16 protein-coding genes are annotated in these 18,688 nt (G+C 42.9%); 8 read left to right on the forward strand and 8 right to left on the reverse strand.

Annotated elements, in window-relative coordinates; translation table 11 throughout:
- Positions 1 to 41 precede the first annotated feature (41 nt).
- Positions 42 to 953 (forward strand): FecR family protein, encoded by a 912-nt coding sequence (locus EO130_RS03010; protein ID WP_127140053.1) that lies wholly within the window; start codon positions 42 to 44, stop codon positions 951 to 953.
- Positions 931 to 3,501, forward strand: a complete 2,571-nt coding sequence (locus tag EO130_RS03015; protein ID WP_127140054.1) for a TonB-dependent receptor — start codon at positions 931 to 933, stop codon at positions 3,499 to 3,501. The genes EO130_RS03010 and EO130_RS03015 overlap by 23 nt, the downstream gene beginning before the upstream one ends.
- Here EO130_RS03015 and EO130_RS03020 read toward each other — a convergent pair.
- Positions 3,457 to 4,386, reverse strand: a complete 930-nt coding sequence (locus tag EO130_RS03020) for a Brp/Blh family beta-carotene 15,15'-dioxygenase (RefSeq protein ID WP_127140055.1) — start codon at positions 4,384 to 4,386, stop codon at positions 3,457 to 3,459. The two genes, EO130_RS03015 and EO130_RS03020, sit on opposite strands and share 45 nt — an antisense overlap.
- 98 nt (positions 4,387 to 4,484) lie before the next feature.
- On the opposite strand from EO130_RS03020, the gene EO130_RS03025 reads away from it, so the two are divergent.
- Complete coding sequence (locus tag EO130_RS03025; RefSeq protein ID WP_127140056.1) at positions 4,485 to 5,213, forward strand: bacteriorhodopsin-like; 729 nt, start codon at positions 4,485 to 4,487, stop codon at positions 5,211 to 5,213.
- A 59-nt stretch (positions 5,214 to 5,272) separates the two neighbouring features.
- Here the strand turns inward: EO130_RS03025 and argS are convergent, their stop codons facing one another.
- Positions 5,273 to 7,051 carry an arginine--tRNA ligase gene (gene argS / locus EO130_RS03030; protein WP_127140057.1) on the reverse strand — a complete coding sequence of 593 codons (1,779 nt, stop codon included), beginning with the start codon at positions 7,049 to 7,051 and terminating at the stop codon, positions 5,273 to 5,275.
- Between the two features lie 93 nt (positions 7,052 to 7,144).
- Between argS and EO130_RS03035 the strand changes: the two genes are divergently transcribed.
- The 3 genes from EO130_RS03035 to EO130_RS03045 all read left to right on the forward strand — a co-directional run bounded on the left by EO130_RS03035 (position 7,145) and on the right by EO130_RS03045 (position 10,794).
- A complete protein-coding gene (locus tag EO130_RS03035) occupies positions 7,145 to 7,570 on the forward strand; it encodes a hypothetical protein (protein WP_127140058.1) in 426 nt (141 codons plus the stop codon).
- A complete protein-coding gene (locus tag EO130_RS03040) occupies positions 7,567 to 8,988 on the forward strand; it encodes an SDR family oxidoreductase (protein WP_127140059.1) in 1,422 nt (473 codons plus the stop codon). The genes EO130_RS03035 and EO130_RS03040 overlap by 4 nt, the downstream gene beginning before the upstream one ends.
- A 300-nt stretch (positions 8,989 to 9,288) precedes the next feature.
- Positions 9,289 to 10,794, forward strand: a complete 1,506-nt coding sequence (locus tag EO130_RS03045) for a peptidase associated/transthyretin-like domain-containing protein (RefSeq protein WP_127140060.1) — start codon at positions 9,289 to 9,291, stop codon at positions 10,792 to 10,794.
- A gap of 3 nt (positions 10,795 to 10,797) precedes the next feature.
- Here the strand turns inward: EO130_RS03045 and EO130_RS03050 are convergent, their stop codons facing one another.
- Positions 10,798 to 11,031: a helix-turn-helix domain-containing protein gene (locus EO130_RS03050; protein WP_127140061.1), complete on the reverse strand. Its 234-nt coding sequence runs from the start codon at positions 11,029 to 11,031 to the stop codon at positions 10,798 to 10,800.
- Between the two features lie 78 nt (positions 11,032 to 11,109).
- On the opposite strand from EO130_RS03050, the gene EO130_RS03055 reads away from it, so the two are divergent.
- Complete coding sequence (locus EO130_RS03055) at positions 11,110 to 11,319, forward strand: hypothetical protein (RefSeq protein WP_127140062.1); 210 nt, start codon at positions 11,110 to 11,112, stop codon at positions 11,317 to 11,319.
- Positions 11,320 to 11,550: 231 nt separating this feature from the next.
- Here the strand turns inward: EO130_RS03055 and ctlX are convergent, their stop codons facing one another.
- Both ctlX and EO130_RS03065 read right to left on the reverse strand, forming a co-directional pair.
- Entirely contained in the window at positions 11,551 to 12,456 is a 906-nt protein-coding gene (gene ctlX / locus EO130_RS03060; protein ID WP_127140136.1) for a citrulline utilization hydrolase CtlX, read from the reverse strand.
- An 81-nt stretch (positions 12,457 to 12,537) separates the two neighbouring features.
- Positions 12,538 to 13,452, reverse strand: coding sequence for a dimethylarginine dimethylaminohydrolase family protein (locus EO130_RS03065; RefSeq protein WP_127140063.1), 915 nt, complete (start codon positions 13,450 to 13,452; stop codon positions 12,538 to 12,540).
- A gap of 285 nt (positions 13,453 to 13,737) precedes the next feature.
- On the opposite strand from EO130_RS03065, the gene EO130_RS03070 reads away from it, so the two are divergent.
- Positions 13,738 to 14,205, forward strand: a complete 468-nt coding sequence (locus EO130_RS03070; RefSeq protein ID WP_127140064.1) for a hypothetical protein — start codon at positions 13,738 to 13,740, stop codon at positions 14,203 to 14,205.
- A gap of 60 nt (positions 14,206 to 14,265) precedes the next feature.
- Here the strand turns inward: EO130_RS03070 and EO130_RS03075 are convergent, their stop codons facing one another.
- The 3 genes from EO130_RS03075 to eno form a co-directional block, all read right to left on the reverse strand.
- The gene (locus tag EO130_RS03075; protein ID WP_127140065.1) at positions 14,266 to 15,549 is read right to left on the reverse strand and encodes a citrate synthase; all 1,284 of its coding nucleotides are present in this window, start codon (positions 15,547 to 15,549) and stop codon (positions 14,266 to 14,268) included.
- A 122-nt stretch (positions 15,550 to 15,671) separates the two neighbouring features.
- On the reverse strand, positions 15,672 to 17,210 hold the full coding sequence (locus EO130_RS03080; RefSeq protein ID WP_127140066.1) for a glycogen synthase: 1,539 nt from the start codon (positions 17,208 to 17,210) through the stop codon (positions 15,672 to 15,674).
- A gap of 119 nt (positions 17,211 to 17,329) precedes the next feature.
- The gene (eno, locus tag EO130_RS03085; RefSeq protein ID WP_127140067.1) at positions 17,330 to 18,622 is read right to left on the reverse strand and encodes a phosphopyruvate hydratase; all 1,293 of its coding nucleotides are present in this window, start codon (positions 18,620 to 18,622) and stop codon (positions 17,330 to 17,332) included.
- Between the last annotated feature and the right edge of the window lie 66 nt (positions 18,623 to 18,688).

An 18,688-nucleotide genomic window follows, 5' to 3' on the forward strand; every position in this document is an offset into this window, starting at 1 on the left:
TTTAATAGGTAGTTGTTATCATAACGTAAAGCATAAGACCCATGCAAGAAAATTATTTAGCAAAATGGTTGAGCGGAGAGCTCTCAGAGCAGGAGCTTCGGGAATTTGAAACTTCCGAAGGATATGCTTCCTTTCAAAAACTGAAGGAAGCTTCCAGCGGTTTGCAGGCTCCCGATTTTGATGCGGACCAAGCCTTGCTCCGTTTCAAGGAAGAGCACATGGCCAAGGCACCTAAGGTCATTTCGTTGAATCCCTTCAAGAAATTCATGAGGGTGGCTGCCGTTATCGCTGTACTGCTTGCCGGTTCCTACTTTTATATCAACTCCTTGAACGAAAAGGTTACCACTGGGTTTGCCGAACGTTCCGAAGTTATCCTTCCCGATAATTCCGAATTATTTTTAAATGCGGATTCCCGTATTTCATACAGCAAAAAGAATTGGGACAACCAACGAAACATCGAATTGGACGGAGAGGCCTTTTTTAAGGTGGCCAAAGGAAAAAAATTCACGGTTTCCACAGAACAAGGCACCGTAATCGTATTGGGAACCCAATTCAACGTAGAAAATAGGGAAGGAATCTTTGAGGTGACCTGTTATGAAGGCTTGGTAAGCGTTACCCACAAGGGCAAAGAAATAAAGTTGCCTGCTGGTAACTCCTATGTGGTCATCAATGGAAAACAAACTACCGGAACTCCCAAAGGAACCCAACCCTCTTGGATGAACAACGAAAGTACCTTTGAAAGTATTCCTTTAAAATTTGTCTTTGCTGAATTGGAAAGACAGTTCAATGTAAAAGTTACCACGGAAAACATCAATACCGATTTACTATTTACCGGATCTTTCAACAACACCGACCTAAATATGGCGTTAAAAAGTATAAGTACCCCCTCCCAAACTCGTTATAAGGTAGAAGGAGACAATGTACTTTTTTATGCTGGGAACACACCTCAATAAAAATATAGGCCGCGTATTGGTTTTCCTGTTTTTTATGGGCAGCTTTTGCATGCAGTCCCAAGAAAAACAAGAGTCGTCCGTTTCCCTTATTTCGTACATCAAAACCTTGGAGGATCGTTTTAATATTAAATTCTCCTACTTGAACGAAGATCTGGAAGGCTACGCCATCCAGATTCCCGAAAACCTCAACTCCCTAAGCGATATTCTCCAATATATCCAGGATAAATTTCGGATTGTCCCCGAAAAATTGAATGATCGTTACTACGCTCTTTCCAAGAATAACCGTGTCAATCTTTGTGGTGTGGTACTGGATAATTTTGCGGAAAATACCGTCATAGGTGCCACGGTGGAGGTGATGGGCTTCAATATCGCCATTATTACCGATTCCGATGGCTCATTCCGTTTGGAAAACGTATCCCGCGATGCTTCCCTAAGAATTCGATACTTGGGCTACGATACCAAATATATCAGTGTTGAAGCACTCATCCACCAAGGCGGATGTCCCAAAATCCTGTTGGCACCACGTTACGAAGAGTTGGACGAGGTATTTGTGTACAAGTATCTTACCTCTGGAATCATAAAGGAGAGTGATGCGAGTATCTCACTGAACACCGCTGAGTTTGGTATCCTACCAGGCTTGATCGAGCCTGATATCCTTCAAACTGTTCAAGCATTGCCTGGTATCAAAAGTATTGACGAGACGGTCTCCGACATCAATGTCCGCGGGGGGACCAATGACCAGAACCTCGTACTGTGGAACGGTATCAAAATGTACCAATCCGGTCATTTTTTTGGGTTGATTTCCGCCTTCAATCCATATCAAACGGATAAAGTGACCGTCTACAAAAACGGAACCCCTGCCATTTTTGGGGATGGGGTAAGCAGTGTTATCCAAATGGAAACCGGCAATACCGTGCCCAAAACCTTTAAAGGTGGCGGTGGTTTCAACTTGATTAGCGGTGATGTATATGCCGAAATCCCAGTAACCCAAAAGTTGGGGGTACAGTTCGCCGCAAGACGCTCGGCTACCGATTTTTTGAGTACTCCCACTTACAAGCAGTTTATCAATAGGGCCTTTCAGGATAGTGAAATCACCTTGCAGAACAAAAACACCGTAGAGGATGAGTTTCTACGTGACGAAGATTTTTTCTTTTATGATTTTTCAGGGAAGATTATTTACGACCTGAATCCCGATCATAAGATAAGCCTCAGTGCCATCCACATCAAAAACAACCTAAAATTTGAGGAGACCAATGTGTCCCTCAACGAAACGAACATCAGTCTGTTGAAGCAGGATAACATTTCGGTGGGTGGGCAATTGACAAGTAGTTGGACCGAAAGATTTTCTTCTCACCTCAATATCTATTATTCCAAATATAATTTGGATGCGGAGAACATTTTTGCCAATCAAGTTCAGCTGTTGTTCCAGAACAATGAGGTTACGGAAAACGCGCTAAAATTGGACACCAGATATCTTATCACTGATGGATGGAGCTGGACCAATGGCTACCAGTATATCGAAACGGGAATTACCAATGCTACGGTAATCAACCAACCTAATTTTAACAGCGAGATCAAAGGAGTTATACGAACGCACGCCCCTTATTCGGAGCTCAACTATAGTTCGCCGGGCAACAAGTTCATGGGCGGACTCGGCGCTAGGGTCAATTTTATCGAGAACCTGAATACCTTTCAAAAAGTAATTGTGGAACCCAGACTCAACCTCAATTTTAAACTGGCCAACTATCTTAGGGCCGAGGTTTTGGGTGAATTCAAAAGCCAAACCACCAACCAGATCATTGATTTGGAGCAAAACTTTTTGGGAATTGAAAAACGCCGATGGATACTTTCCAACGACAGCTCTTTGCCCGTTACCACCAGTAAGCAAGGCTCTATTGGCTTCAATTACGAAAAAAACAACCTTTATATCGGTGTTGAAGGGTTTTACAAGCATGTGGACGGTATCAGCACGAGCACCCAAGGTTTCCAAAATCCAAATCAATTTGCGGGAGAGATTGGCAGTTATGATGTGAAAGGAGTTGAATTGCTCATCAACAAAAAAGGGGACAATTACAGTACATGGTTCACCTATGCCTACAATAAAAACGATTACACTTTCGATTCCATAACACCTCCAACTTTCCCCAACAACTTGGACATTCGGCACACTATAACCTTTGCCAGCACTTATACCTACAAGGATTTGAAGTTAAGTATTGGACTCAATTACAGGACCGGCAAACCTTTTACGGAACCTGTCGAGGGAGATGAAGGCTTGGATGATGACTTTGTACCGCCCCGCATCAATTTCCAATCCCCGAACAATAGCCGTTTGCCCGACTATTTTAGGGCGGACGCATCAGCCATTTATCATTTTCAGCTTGCTAGGAACATCAAAGCCAATGCGGGCTTATCCATCTTAAATTTTACGGACCGAAGAAATACCCTAAACAAGTATTATCGAGTAAATGAAGAAGATGAAATTGAAACCATAGAAAACTTCTCATTGGGCATTACCCCCAACATCAGTTTCAGGGTGAGTTTTTAAAAATTCTTCGATTTTTGTCATCACCAACACATGGGGAACCGTAATCGAGGCCAAGAAACAAATCAAACCGGGAACCATAAACTCTTCAGCATTACGTAACAAGAGATACAACACGAAAGTTCCCACTAAGGAAGCCAACCAGTAAACAAAACTACTTTTAAAATAGCGGTAGAACGACTTCCAACTTACGTCTCCATAAAGAAACTTCATCTGATCTAACAAAGAAGGAATACTATGCCAAATCACAAAATAGATGCAAAAGGCCAGCAACAACGAAGCCGTATTGAAGACAACATAAAAAACACCCAATAGGAACAACTCCAATAAGATGGTATAGCTGTTAAGTCCGGCAAAGGCGAAATAAAGGAAATACAAGCTGGTCACTATGCCCACTCCAAGAAATAATTGACCAATTACCCAAGTTGGAACATCCTGTCCGGTGATATCCGATACTATCTGGACCACTTGTACGCGGTGCGCATAGAACAGCATAAATAAAATCAAACCACCGTAAAGTATGTAGAACAAGGGCTTACCTTTTAGGTTTCCCGTTAAGCTAGCGTTCCAATGCTGTTCCCCAAAATGATAACTGCTAAATAGGATAAATAGCACCAACGCAATCGTTGGGAAAAAATAAAAAACAATGCATATGGATGCTATCATTACTATGTAAAGCAAAGTCATACCCGTTTTTGCGATTTTGGCACCCCTCTTTTGAAAATAAGTGGTAAGTACCCCAATGTCATTTGCGCCATGCAATATCCCAAATGTGCCAATAAGCAAAAAGGACAAGAGCAGCTCCAATTCCAAGGGCAAATACACCGATAGCCATAACCCGAAAAAGGTGGCCACCATCAAAAAACTTGTTATTCTGATACTATCCAATACGATTTGTTTAAATATTTATAAAAAAAGTTATACAAAAATATGAATATATTGTTAAATTTTTTATACTTTTAGTTAAACAAAAATATTTACATATTATGGAAAGTTTAATTACATCGTTACCCATGGTGGCAAAAATAGCTACCAATGATTACGTTGGCTTCACCTTCTTTGTTGGGTGTATGGCCATGATGGCCGCTTCGGCCTTCTTCTTTTTGTCAATGAACAATTTTGATCGTAAATGGAGAACTTCCATTTTGGTATCAGGATTGATTACGTTCATTGCTGCAGTGCACTATTGGTATATGCGTGATTATTGGGCAGCCAATGGTGAATCGCCAACTTTTTTCCGTTATGTGGACTGGATTCTAACAGTTCCCCTAATGTGCGTTGAGTTCTACTTGATTCTGAAAGTAGCTGGTGCCAAAAAAGCATTGATGTGGAAATTGATCGCACTATCCGTAATCATGCTGGTTACAGGTTACCTAGGAGAGACCGTTTACCGTGACCAAGCACAGATTTGGGGTCTTATTTCCGGAATTGCCTATTTCGTAATCGTTTACGAAATATGGTTGGGAGGTGCCAACAAACTGGCTAGAGAAGCCGGAGGCGCTGTACTTTCCGCCCACAAAACACTTTGCTGGTTCGTATTGGTAGGTTGGGCCATCTATCCTATTGGCTACATGGCAGGTACACCTGGATGGTACGATGGAATCTTCAATGGGCTATCCATGGACGTTATTTACAACATCGGTGATGCCATTAACAAAATCGGATTTGGCCTTGTAGTTTACAATTTAGCGGTAATCGCTAACGAAAAGGCTTAGTCAGATATCATTTTACTTAAACTTAGAAGAAATGGCCATGCAAAACATGGCCATTTTTTTTACATTCTTTCGGGAACGTCAATCCCCAATAATCGGAACGCGGATTGAATCACCTCCCCTACTTTTTTGGAGAGCTGAACCCGGAAAGTTTTCTTTTGCTCATCTGTTTCGCCCAAAATGGAAACCTGCTGGTAAAACGAGTTGAACTCTTTCACCAAATCGTAGGTATAATTGGCAATCAAGGCAGGACTAAAGTTTTCCGCGGCCAACTGAACCGTTTCTGGGAACAATTGCAACTGTTTCAATAATTCTTTTTCCTTTTCGTGCAAATCCATTGTGGTCTCGACCGCGCTCGACCTGACACCCTCTGCTTTGCGCAAAATAGATTGAATCCTGGCGTAGGTATACTGGATAAACGGCCCTGTGTTTCCTTGAAAATCCACCGATTCTTCCGGATTGAACAAGATGCGTTTCTTCGGGTCTACTTTTAAAATGTAGTATTTAAGGGCACCCAAACCTATGGTTCGGTACAATTCCTTTTTCTCTTCTTCGGAATAGCCGTCCAACTTGCCCAGTTCTTGGGAAATGGATTCGGCGGTATCCTCCATATTTTTAATCAGGTCGTCGGCATCCACCACGGTACCTTCCCTACTCTTCATCTTTCCGCTGGGCAAGTCTACCATGCCATAACTTAAATGGTACAATTGCTCCGCCCACGAATACCCCAGTTTTTTAAGGATCAGGAACAAGACCTTAAAATGGTAATCCTGTTCGTTCCCTACGGTGTACACCATTCCGTTGATGTCCGGGAAATCAGTTACCCGCTGAATGGCCGTGCCAATATCCTGGGTCATGTACACGGCGGTACCATCGGAACGCAATACGATTTTTTCGTCCAATCCTTCATCGGTAAGGTCTATCCAAACGCTGCCATCCTCTTTTTTAAAGAAAACGCCTCGTTCCAGACCATCCTTCACTACATCACGACCCAACAAATAGGTATCGCTCTCATAGTACAAGGTGTCAAAATCAACACCTAGGTTTTTGTAGGTAATGTCAAAGCCATCATACACCCAACCGTTCATTTTTTTCCAAAGTGCTACCACCTCATCATCGCCCGCTTCCCACTTACGCAGCATTTCTTGGGCCTCCAACAATATTGGAGCCTCTTTTTCAGCTTTTTCTTTTGGTGTTCCAGCCTCACCCAGTTGAGCAATCTGCTCTTTGTACGCTTTATCAAACGCCACATAATATTTACCCACCAAGTGGTCTCCTTTCAATCCAGAAGATTCCGGGGTTTCGCCATCGCCAAATTTCTGCCAGGCCAACATGCTCTTGCAGATATGGATGCCTCGGTCATTTATAATTTGGGTTTTGTACACCTTTTTACCAGAAGCCTTCAATATTTCGGCCACCGAATACCCCAACAGATTGTTTCGAATATGCCCCAAGTGCAACGGTTTGTTGGTATTGGGAGAAGAATATTCCACCATCACCGCGTCATCAGATTGCGATTTTACATAACCAAAATCAGTTTCGTTGGAAATTGAATTAAAGAAATTAAGATAGTAGCTATCCTCAATCACAATATTCAAAAAGCCTTGCACCACATTGCATTTGGACACCTCATCCACATTTTCGACCAAATACTCCCCTATACTGGTTCCAATTTGAACTGGGTTTCCCTTTACGTGCCGTAACATAGGGAATACCACAACCGTAATATCTCCTTCGAAATCCTTTCGGGTCGGTTGAAATTCCACCGTGGGCAGCTCAACTTGATATAGTTGTTTCACCGCCTCGATCACTTTTTGGGTCAAATCGTTCTGCAAACTCATCTCATAGGCTTTTCAGGGCGCAAAACTACGTATTTTTTGGGCTTTTCACACACTATTGGCTCATGGTCCGCCGTAATTTGATTATTTTTAAATATGCTATTGAACGTATCCTACAACGATAAAAAAATCACCAAAAAAATAGACGAAGCCGTTGGCAAGCCGATTCCTATAAGGGAGCGCTTTGCCATGGGTGGTATCGGCTCCCCAAAATTGTTCATTACCGAGGCAAGTCTGGATATCTACAACCTGCTCATTTTGGACAGCAACACCAACAGCTGCAATGTTGAGCTACGTCCTAATGGCATCATTGTCCGGTTTCGGTCAAGGTTGGAAACCTACGGGCTCATCATCCCCTATTACAAATTGAACGTATACAAGGGCGACATGGCCATTTACTCCATTTATATGGACCAATATTTTATCAAAGTACGTTCCGATACCAAGGCCGTTCAAAAATTCTTCAAAAAATTACTGGATTACCGAGCGGATAACCTACCCACCAATATTGAAGACCTATGAAAATTTTATTGACTGGGGCCAACGGTTATATCGGGATGCGCCTATTGCCCAAACTTTTGGATATGGGCCATGAGGTCATCTGTGCCGTCCGTGATGAAAAACGACTTTCGGTAGATGCCAAGGTGCGTTCCCAAATAGAGGTAGTTGAAATTGATTTTTTGGAAGATCCGGCCGACCAACATATCCCCGAAGATATTGACGCCGCCTATTACTTGATACATTCCATGACTTCCTCGGTATCAGATTTTGATGAAAAAGAAGCCCAAGCGGCGAAGAACTTCAACACCTTGCTGGAAGGCACGCAATGTGAACAAGTGATCTACCTGAGCGGTATTGTCAATGATAAGGAACTCTCCAAACACCTGAGTTCCCGCAAAAACGTAGAGGAGATTCTCTACAAAGGCCATTTTAAACTCACCGTCCTTCGCGCTGGAATCATAGTTGGCTCAGGGAGTTCATCCTTTGAAATCATCCGTGACCTCTGCGAAAAACTTCCAGTAATGATAACGCCCAAATGGGTGCTCACCAAAACACAGCCGATTGCCATTCGGGATGTTATCCAATTTCTCACAGGCGTTTTGGGCAATCGAGAAACCTACGGACAATCCTTTGACATTGGAGGACCGGATGTGATCACCTACAAGGACATGCTACATGGGTACGCAAAGGTACGTGGCTTTAAAAATTGGATTTTTACCGTTCCTGTAATGACCCCAAAATTATCTTCCTATTGGTTGTATTTTGTTACCTCCACCTCCTATAAATTGGCCGTGAACCTTGTGGATAGCATGAAGATGGAAGTCGTTGCCGAGGATAATCGTTTGCAACAAATGCTGGGCATAGAAACCCACAGTTACGAAGAGGCCATCGATATGGCTTTTAAAAAAATCGAACAAAACCTTGTCATTAGCAGTTGGAAGGACAGCATTGCCAGTGGACAGATTCAGGAAGACCTCGAAAAATATATCCAAGTTCCAAAATACGGGGTGCTACAGGATAAAAAGTCCATACGCATCAAAGATGAACAGGCCGTTTTGGAAAACATTTGGCGTATTGGAGGCGAAACGGGGTGGTACTACGGCAATTGGCTCTGGAAATTCCGTGGCTTTTTGGATAAACTGGTAGGCGGTCCCGGGCTTCGGAGGGGGCGCACCCATACCGATAAAATTTTTCCCGGTGATGCCTTGGACTTTTGGCGTGTGTTATTGGCCGATAAAAAATCAAAGCGTTTGTTACTTTTCGCCGAAATGAAAACGCCGGGAGAGGCTTGGCTGGAATTTAAAATAACAGACGGAAAACTCTACCAAACCGCAACTTTTCGTCCCAAAGGATTGTGGGGCCGACTGTATTGGTATTCCGTATTGCCGTTCCACCTCTTCATCTTTAGCAACATGATCAAGAACATTGCGAAAGTGTAAGATTTCATTTTTTTGTGAATAAGTCAACAGCTGTCACATCGGGCAGAGTCGAGATGTTTTCATTTGTTGGTCATCATTTCTTGGCATGAGATTTCTCGCCTACCTACCTAACACAGGCGGGCGCTCGAAATGACAATCCTCCTAACTCCTAACTCCACCTCTGTTAAAATACTATTAAGCACAATAGCCGTATGCTTTTTTCTTCGGACTTTGTTACAAACTTTAGCCAAGTTCGTCTAACCATAAGGCAACCTTTTGCCCCCAAAAAGGTGTCTTATCATTGAAACCCAAGAAGCACACATGTCAATTTCAAAATCTTTATTTACAGCGTTTATTGCAGTATTGATGGGTCTCCCACTTTCGGGACAGACCATAAGCTCCCGTTTGGTCGATGCCAAGACCCAAAAAGGAATTCCCTACGCTACGGTGCAATATGGTGAACAACAAGGCGTAATCACCAACGAGGAAGGTCGTTTTAGTTTTGTTTTGGAAGAAGCTACGCTGGATTCCATTTACATCACCTCCATGGGATACGGCAAAAAGGGATTCACCTTGGAGCAATTACAGGACAGTCTGCTTCAGCTTGACCCCAAAGCCATTGAGCTCAGCGGAGTCTATGTTTTTGACAAGGAACTGGATGTGGACGACATCATCGAGAAGATGATTGAAAATATCCCCAACAATGTGAACAAGACTCCAGTAAAACAACGCTTTTTTCTCCGCAAAGCGGAATTGGCCAACATGGAGAAAGTCGATTTTGGGTTTGAAAAATCATCCATAAAAGAACTGAACAAGGAATTGATGGACAGCATTTCGCGCAGCATTCCACGGAACGCTTCGCACTATACGGAAAGTTTTGGCGACCTCTATAAAAATAACACCGATTATAAGGTCGACATTATAAAAGCAGCCGATCTTTACGATAAAAGAGATGTGGGCTCCTTCGAAGACCTGGCCGAACACATGGAGGACATCTTTGTACAAAACGTAAAACCGGGCTCCTACCTCAAGATAAAATCCGGGATTTTCAGTGAAAAAATCCAAGTGGATTCTATTTTGGACACCATGGATGATGAGCGGGTGGACCAGTTAAAAAAGGTAAAGGCCCAAATGGAAAAAGACAGTGTTTCGGGACTGGTGGACAGCCAGCGATGGCAGTTCAAGGAACTTCTGGGGCAACTCTATTACCAAGAGGATACTAAATTGGACCTTCTGGAGAAGACCCGACGCTATGAGTTTAAGCTTTCCGGTTATGCGGATATGGGCGATGCCGGCGTGTACGTAGTCGATTTTTGGCCCAGACGGAGCAGTGCCGATTTTAAGGGCAGGCTATACATCAACATTGAGGATTTTGCGGTAATGCGATTGGATTTTACCAATACCCAACGCTTACGAAACTTTAGGCTGCTGGGCATTACCTACCGAGAAAACGTGTACAAGGGTACCATGCGTTTCGCCAAATTGCCCAATGGCAGGTACGACCTGCAGTTTATGGAATTGGCGGATGGCAAATATTTTGGTGTGGACCGGCCGCTAAAAGTGGTGGAAAAAAACAAGCATGTAAAGGGGCGCCGCAAACAAAACGAGCTCAAACTGAACATAGACTTTCGAATGAACATCACTTCCAAATGGGAATTGGTGGTATTTAACCAAGACGAGATTGCCCAAAACGACTTCAACAACTTTACCGAGGACAAGACCGTGCGTGCCACCTATATGCCACGCTACAATCCCGAGTTTTGGGAAGGCTATACCATCATGGAGCCCAACCAGGCAATTCGAGGTTTTACGACGGAGGAAGAGTAGATTCTAGATGTCAGATTTTAGATTGCAGAGGTTAGATAGAGGTACTTCCAAGGCTTGGCTTATTCGGTAAAGCGTGTGAATGGTGGCATTGGTTCTCCCCTTCTCTATTCTGGAAATATTCGTAGTATCGATTTTGGCTTCTATCTTACCAACCAAGTCAACCTGTGTATAGCCCTTTTCTAGTCGGGCTTTTTTGACATTTTCACCAATTTTCCGTAAAACTTCCGTTTTTTCCATACTTGCCATATTTGACAAGTCAAGAAAAGGTTTATATTTACCGCTATTAATGCCATATATGGCAAGTTTAAAATTATAATGGTACATCCTGAGGTTTTGATCAATTGGATTGAAGATACGTATGGCTCCCCAGAAGAGTTGGCAAAAATTCTAGATTATGGGATTGAAATGCTATTTTATCTGGAGGAAGGTTCTTTTGAACAAAGAGAAGTTCAAGAGGTTGTGGTTGCGCTTAGAGGAATTGTGGTTGGGTTGAGGAAACAAGAATCTATTAAACTTTCTCAATAAATCTACTTTATTGAGGTGTATATTCCCCAAAAATCGTCAATTCGAGTGGCGAGCCGTATCGAGAATCGATTTTTTATCTTAAAATAGGGTCTCGATACATTCCAAACTCCATTTGGAACACTCAACCTGACAGCTGAGAAATTTGTGCAGTTCCTGCCTACGGCAGGTAGGCGTGTAAAGCAGTGAGATGCTGAAACAATCCCGATAACTATCGGGACAGCATGACGAAACTTAGGCTTTGGGCAAAAACACCTCCGCCATCATACAACGGGCGCTACCACCTCCGCAGGTTTCAATGGTATCCAAAGGACTGTGGATAATGCCGCAATGCTTTTCAATGGTTTTGATCTGTGCGTCCGACAAGCTGTTATAGGCCTGAGTACTCATCACCATAAAACGCTGGTCATTGGCACCGATTACCTGCAACATATTGCCCGCAAAATGACACATTTGCTCTTCGGTAATCTTTATGACTTCCTTTCCGTCCATTTTCAGGTGCTCCACCACATTCTTTCGCTCCTTTTTATCATCAATGGAGTCCAAACAAATCACCGCAAAGGTTTCGGCCATGGCCATCATTACATTGGTGTGGTAAATGGGCAAACGCTTGTCCTCCACAGTTTGGTTAGCATGGAAAATGACAGGGAAACAATCAAAATCCTCACAGAACTCGATAAAAAGGTCTTCATCTGCGCGTTCGGAAAGGGCACAATAGGCTTTTTGGTTTACCCTATCCATTAAAATGCTTCCAGTACCTTCCAAGAAAATACCTTCCTCTTCGGCCGCCGTGTAATCCATAATGTTATCGATTTGGAATCCGTTGTCCTCGAGCAACTCAAATATGTCCTCCCGACGCTCCTTTCTCCGGTTTTCGGCAAACATCGGGTACACGCATACGGTCCCGTTCTGATGAAAGGAAACCCAATTGTTCGGAAAGATGGAATCAGGAGTATCTCGCTCCAAATTGTCGCTAATGGTCACTACGTTCACACCATGTTCCCGAAGAACCTTTACAAATTGGTCGAACTCTTCCTGAGCCTTTTTGTTGATCTCAGCGTTCTTGAGATGAGGGTCCTCCTGGAAGTAGTTGTTGACGGCAGTCTGCTCGTTCATCCTAAAGTTCACGGGGCGCACCATTAAAATGGTATTGGTAATCTGTTTTTTCAAGATGTTGACTTTTTTAATGATTCCTGTGGCAGCAGAAAGTTAGGTTAGGAATTATGCTCTGATCAAAGGCAGGGTGCTGCACCGCAGCAAGCCTTCTTGTTTGGCGATTTCGGAATAGGGTATCTCTTCCACGGTAAATCCTTGGTCACGGAGCCAGTTATTGAGCCTTGTAAAGCTTTTTTCGGATACCACGACGTCTGGTGAGATGGAAAACACATTGCTGAACATTTGGTACATTTCCTCCTTATCGATTTCAAAGATATTTTCGGGGCCGAAGTAATCCACCAAATACTGATATTCTTCCTCTACCAAAAACCCGTTCTTGTGCAGTATGGCCTTGTTGGTTCCTACCGGTTGAAAACAGCAGTCCAAATGGAGTGCATTTTCCCTAGGGTCGGTATTGGATTTACGAAGCTCAAAGGATTTCACCGTTTTGTGCGGAAACATATCACGGATAAACTCTACCGCTGCTTGATTGGTGCGGGCTGTAATGTAGCTGGCGTAATCAGGTTTAGTGTATGTCCCTATAAAAATATGGTCTTTCCAAGGCATGACATCGCCACCTTCAATATGCACCTCCTCAGGCGGTCGTATAATTTTTTCGGGCGCTATCATGTCCAAAACTTCATGGATGGCCTCGAATTCCCGTTCCCTATCGGGCAAAATATTGGCATGGAAAAGTTTATCCTCAATGACAAAGGCAATATCACGGGTAAATATCTGGTTACAGTCTTGGAGCACCTCTGGGCGGTACAGCTGCACGCCATACTTTTGAAAAACACTTGCAAAGGCCTCCATTTCCTTAATCATATCGGCTTCTTTGGGATAGGTACCTGCCTTAATATGTTCAATGGATTTAGGGTCGTATGCTTCCTCGATGGTAGGCACGGGACCATTGCTCTGGGCGATGCCCAAAATTACGGCCTTTAATCTGCTGGTCTCGTCTACAATGTTCAAATCCATCATATTGGGGTAATTTAAGTCCGAACGTATCGGCAAATATCCTTCGGGACAATGTATCCCTAACAATTCTGTGGCAAATCTAGTGTTTTACAACAATTTTACCATTGGCACATTACATAAAATCCATCGATTTATTAACCTTTTTAAACGTAAAACCAGGTAAACTAATTGTAAGTGAAATAAGTATGAACCAAATAGTTAAAAAATGCACCTTTCCTAAAAAACTGACAATTATCAGTTTGACAATATCCTTTAATCATTACTTTTTTTATCAGATTTTTCCTACTTATGAAGAAAATAATAATTACGTCGATACTGTTGGTAACTTTCTTTGTTCTGCTTGGCAGTATCAATGCGATTTCAAATATGGAGCAATTCAACATGATCTCCAAAACAGGGACTAAGGTTGCTGTGGAATCGGTCTATTCCGCAAAATATGATGACTGCATCACGGAAGATGATTTTCCAAAGGGTTTTGGTTTATATACGCTTCAACTTACGGATCAGCATTTGTCCTGGGATTATAAAAAAGTTAGTGAAACCGCAAGAAAATATGGTGTCTCTTTGGACTCTACCCTTAAAAACCTAAGTACGGTGGATGCCCATGACTTTATCCACAAAACATTCCTAAATTCAAAAAAAGTGGTTATGAGTGAAGACACATCACCCATCCAGAAACATTACCATTATGAAATTATGCGGATGTGCCTGGAAAGGGATAAGCATTTGAACCAAACCGCTATGGGCAAACTATAATAGTCTTTTAATAAAAAAAGGGGGCGATTTGCCCCCTTTTTATCGTATTCGTCCCAAGTCTTACCTTTTTTCCAAGGGAGTAAAGCTTCTCAGGTTTTCTCCAATGTACACTTGTCGTGGTCTGCCAATTGGTTCTTTACGCAAGCGCATTTCCCTCCATTGTGCAATCCAACCTGGCAATCTACCCAAAGCGAACATCACCGTGAACATTTCTGTGGGTATGCCCAAGGCGCGGTAGATGATTCCTGAATAGAAATCCACGTTTGGATATAATTTTCTGTCCACAAAATAAGAATCTTCCAAAGCCTCTTTTTCCAATCCTTTAGCGATATCCAAAATAGGGTCTTGAATTCCTAAATTGCCCAATACTTCGTCAGCTGATTTTTTGATGATTTTGGCCCTTGGGTCAAAGTTCTTGTAGACTCGGTGTCCAAAGCCCATCAATCTGAATGGATCATCCTTATCCTTCGCCTTGGCCATATATTTTTTGGTGTCGCCACCATCGGCTTCAATGGCTTCCAGCATTTCAAGTACTGCTTGGTTTGCCCCTCCGTGAAGTGGTCCCCAAAGTGCAGAGATACCTGCTGACAGGGATGCAAAAAGTCCTGCATGTGAAGAACCTACAATTCGTACTGTTGAAGTGGAGCAGTTTTGTTCATGATCTGCATGAAGTATCAACAGTTTATCCAAGGCATTGATGGCAATGGGATCACGTTTGTATTCTTGATTTGGTCTTTTGAACATCATCTTGTGAATGTTCTCTACGTACCCAAGGTTATCATCCCCATAATCCAATGGAAGTCCCTTTTTCTTTCGCATGGTCCAAGCCACCAAAACGGGGAACTTGGCCAAAATCCTAACTATTGAATTGTACATGGCCGATTCCGAAGACACATCTACAGAAGATGGGTTGAAAGCAACCAAAGCACTTGTCAAGGAAGAAAGCACGCCCATAGGATGAGCTGATTTTGGAAAACCGTCCAAGATCTTCTTCATTTCTTCATCCACTTGGGATTCCTCCTTAATGTCGCTATGGAATTTTTCCAGCTGCTCCTTGTTCGGCAATTCGCCAAAAATCAAAAGGTATGCTACTTCCAAAAAGTCGGCTTTCTCTGCTAAGTCTTCAATGGAATATCCACGATACCTCAAAACTCCTTTCTCTCCGTTAAGGAAGGTGATGGCACTTTCGCAAGAACCCGTATTCTTGTAACCGGGATCTATCGTCACCATTCCAGTTTCGGCCCTCAAGGTTTTGATATCTATGGCCAATTCATCTTCAGTACCTTTAATAACGGGGAATTCATACCGTTTTCCCCCATATTCGAGTATAGCTTTATCCGACATTTTATATTTTAATAGATTAGTAAAAATAGAATGTTAAAATTACGAAAAAGCACGACCATTAACAATTCCCAATAGTTATTTGTGTTCTTCTTAACACTAAAATATCGGGTATGGACAACTCGTTAATCCAATTGATATAGTAAGGTGTAATATTCGTCCACCGACTTCTGCCAAGTGAATCGTTTTCTCCGTGCTGCCGCCTGTATTTTTTTCCATGTCGGCTTATCGTTTGCAAAAACATCCAAGGCCACATCGAAGGTCTCCAGCATATTCGTAATTTTCTCGTCGTAGGTGTCGCCATCAAAACTAAAGCCCGTTTTCATATGCTCTACGGTATCCTTTAATCCTCCTGTATGGTGCACCAGGCAAGGGTTTCCATTTCTCATGGCCAACATTTGACTTATTCCGCAGGGCTCGAACAAACTGGGCATAAAGTAAAGATCGGATTCCAAATACATGGAATCTATCAATTTTTCCGATTGGCCATTGGTGAAGATAAAATTCTTATGTTGGTAGCTCAGTTTTCTAAAAAGCTCTTCGTATTCCGGTGCTCCTGTACCCAACAGCATGAATATTCCGTCTACCTTTTCGAGACGCTTCAAAATTTCCACAAAAGCCTCTGGCGATCGCATAAAAAAGTAAAACTTCTGCTCTGTCAATCGGGCCACACTTGAGGCAATAAACTTGGGACGTTCATCCACAAAAGCCATGATTTTCTCCCCCGTATGGGCCAAGAAGTCTGCTTTGTACTTTTTGGATTCCTCTTGCAACCACATAAAAAGTGCCTTTACCGTGTTCCGGTAAATATTTCCCTTCTTTTCCTTATTGATATTCTTGTAGTTACAGCCATTTAAAATCCCGAACAAACGACCTTCTTCATCCGCCTTCTGCAAATCCTTTTCCAAAGCCTCTCCCCCAATAAACTCCGGTGGGGAACTGGGTTTCAAAACATCTTCTTTGTACGATGGCGATACGGTATGTACGGCATCGGCAAAACGGATACCCACGGCCATAAGGTTGATACAGTCCTGATACCTATGGTCCATCAATTTTTGATAATCCAAAGGCACGTTGGGGAACCAATTTCGAACGGAGGAATAGTTTCCATCAAACGGACGAATGCCCTGGATGGCCAGGTTATGGATACTGTAAACAATCCGGATGTCCTTTAAATTAGTGTATTCCGGATGATATTCCCTTAAAAACAACAACAAGCTGGAGTGCCAATCGTGAAGGTGAACAATATCCACTTCTCCAAAAGCACCTTGTTTGATAGCCTCAGCCACTGCCGTACAAAATATGATATATTTGATGGCATCCGTATAGAACGGTTCTTCTGGATCGTTGTGGTAGATGTGTGCAATGTCGCCCGCTTCTATTTCTGGATGATGCAACACATAATGAAAGATATTTGGAAATTCCTTCTTGGGCTTCACCTCATATAGTTCTGCAGTATAAGTTAAACCACGTAGCGTAAAGTTCAACGTGGTCCTGGGCAATCCTCCATGGTGCAACCGGGAGTAGGCAGGTACAACAACGTGCACCTTATCGCCACGTTCGGAAATTTGCCTTGGTACATCGCGAACTACATCGCCCATACCTCCTGCTTTGCAATTTTCCAAAGCATCGTTTTCAGCGGCAACAAAAAGAAAGTTATTCATGCGGGAGAATTTGAATCGTAGATTAGTGAACCCTTAATTTAACCAAAGTTTGTTATTGAAACAAAAAAAAGCCTTTCCCAAATGGAAAAGGCTTTTTATGTGCTAAATAATCGTTATGCTTATTTCACCTTAAATGCTTTTTCCTGAGGGTAGTAGGCGATGTCTCCCAACTCTTCCTCAATTCTGAGCAATTGGTTGTATTTCGCCATACGGTCACTTCTGGAGGCAGAACCTGTTTTTATCTGCCCAGTGTTCAATGCTACGGCCAAATCGGCGATAGTATTGTCCTCAGTTTCCCCTGAACGGTGCGACATTACGGAAGTATAGCCGGCGTTCTTTGCCATATTGACGGCAGCGATAGTTTCGGTCAACGTCCCGATTTGGTTTACCTTGATCAGAATGGAATTGGCAATGCCATTTTCGATTCCGCGAGACAAACGCTCTACATTGGTCACGAACAAATCATCACCGACCAACTGAACTTTATCGCCAATCTTTTCGGTCAACATTTTCCATCCTTCCCAGTCATTTTCATCCATACCATCCTCGATGGAAATGATCGGATATTTTTCACAAAGCTCGGCAAGATATTGCGCTTGTTCGCCCGAGGTCCTTACCATTCCTTTACTGCCTTCGAATTTTGTATAATCGTAAGCACCATCCACATAAAATTCAGCAGAAGCACAATCCAAGGCGATCATTACATCATCACCCAATTTATATCCTGCTTTCGCTACAGCTTTGGCAATGGTATCCAAGGCATCCTCGGTACCACCTTCCAAGGTAGGGGCAAAACCACCTTCATCACCGACTGCAGTACTCAAACCTCTGTCGTGCAATACCTTTTTAAGGTTATGGAAAATTTCGGTCCCCATTTGCATTGCGTGGCTAAAATCTTTTGCCTTAACCGGCATTACCATAAACTCTTGGAAAGCGATGGGTGCATCTGAGTGTGAACCACCATTGATAATGTTCATCATGGGGACGGGAAGTGTATTGGCACTTACGCCACCTACATATCGGTACAAAGGCATACCCAACTCATTGGCTGCGGCTTTGGCCACGGCCAAGGAAACGCCCAAAATGGCATTGGCGCCCAATTTGGATTTATTGGGTGTCCCATCCAACTCGATCATGGTCTGGTCGATATAATTTTGCTCAAATACCGATGTTCCAATCAATTCTTCGGCTATGATTGTGTTAACGTTGTTGACTGCTTTGCCAACACCTTTACCCATAAAGGAATCACCACCATCTCGCAACTCAACGGCTTCATGCTCCCCAGTAGAGGCTCCAGAAGGCACTGCGGCCCTCCCCACTATTCCATTTTCGGTTGTTACATCTACTTCTACGGTTGGATTTCCCCTTGAATCCAATATCTGTCTTGCATGAATGTTGATAATGATGCTCATTTTAAATCAATGTTTTAGTTGTGATTATTGGGCTAAGATACAAAAGGTGCTGTTTTTTACTCCATG

This window comes from Flagellimonas marinaquae, assembly GCF_003992675.1.
Classification (GTDB): Bacteria; Bacteroidota; Bacteroidia; order Flavobacteriales; family Flavobacteriaceae; genus Flagellimonas; species Flagellimonas marinaquae.

Coding starts and splice junctions, on each gene's coding strand:
- EO130_RS03025 (WP_127140056.1), top strand. CDS start 4,485: ATGGAAAGTTTAATTACATCGTTACCCATGGTGGCAAAAATAGCTACC.
- EO130_RS03070 (WP_127140064.1), top strand. CDS start 13,738: ATGAAGAAAATAATAATTACGTCGATACTGTTGGTAACTTTCTTTGTT.
- EO130_RS03065 (WP_127140063.1), bottom strand. CDS start 13,452: ATGATGGATTTGAACATTGTAGACGAGACCAGCAGATTAAAGGCCGTA.
- EO130_RS03035 (WP_127140058.1), top strand. CDS start 7,145: ATGCTATTGAACGTATCCTACAACGATAAAAAAATCACCAAAAAAATA.
- eno (WP_127140067.1), bottom strand. CDS start 18,622: ATGAGCATCATTATCAACATTCATGCAAGACAGATATTGGATTCAAGG.
- EO130_RS03010 (WP_127140053.1), top strand. CDS start 42: ATGCAAGAAAATTATTTAGCAAAATGGTTGAGCGGAGAGCTCTCAGAG.
- EO130_RS03015 (WP_127140054.1), top strand. CDS start 931: ATGCTGGGAACACACCTCAATAAAAATATAGGCCGCGTATTGGTTTTC.
- EO130_RS03080 (WP_127140066.1), bottom strand. CDS start 17,210: ATGAATAACTTTCTTTTTGTTGCCGCTGAAAACGATGCTTTGGAAAAT.
- EO130_RS03040 (WP_127140059.1), top strand. CDS start 7,567: ATGAAAATTTTATTGACTGGGGCCAACGGTTATATCGGGATGCGCCTA.
- argS (WP_127140057.1), bottom strand. CDS start 7,051: ATGAGTTTGCAGAACGATTTGACCCAAAAAGTGATCGAGGCGGTGAAA.
- EO130_RS03050 (WP_127140061.1), bottom strand. CDS start 11,031: ATGGAAAAAACGGAAGTTTTACGGAAAATTGGTGAAAATGTCAAAAAA.
- ctlX (WP_127140136.1), bottom strand. CDS start 12,456: ATGGTGCGCCCCGTGAACTTTAGGATGAACGAGCAGACTGCCGTCAAC.
- EO130_RS03045 (WP_127140060.1), top strand. CDS start 9,289: ATGTCAATTTCAAAATCTTTATTTACAGCGTTTATTGCAGTATTGATG.
- EO130_RS03075 (WP_127140065.1), bottom strand. CDS start 15,549: ATGTCGGATAAAGCTATACTCGAATATGGGGGAAAACGGTATGAATTC.
- EO130_RS03055 (WP_127140062.1), top strand. CDS start 11,110: ATGGTACATCCTGAGGTTTTGATCAATTGGATTGAAGATACGTATGGC.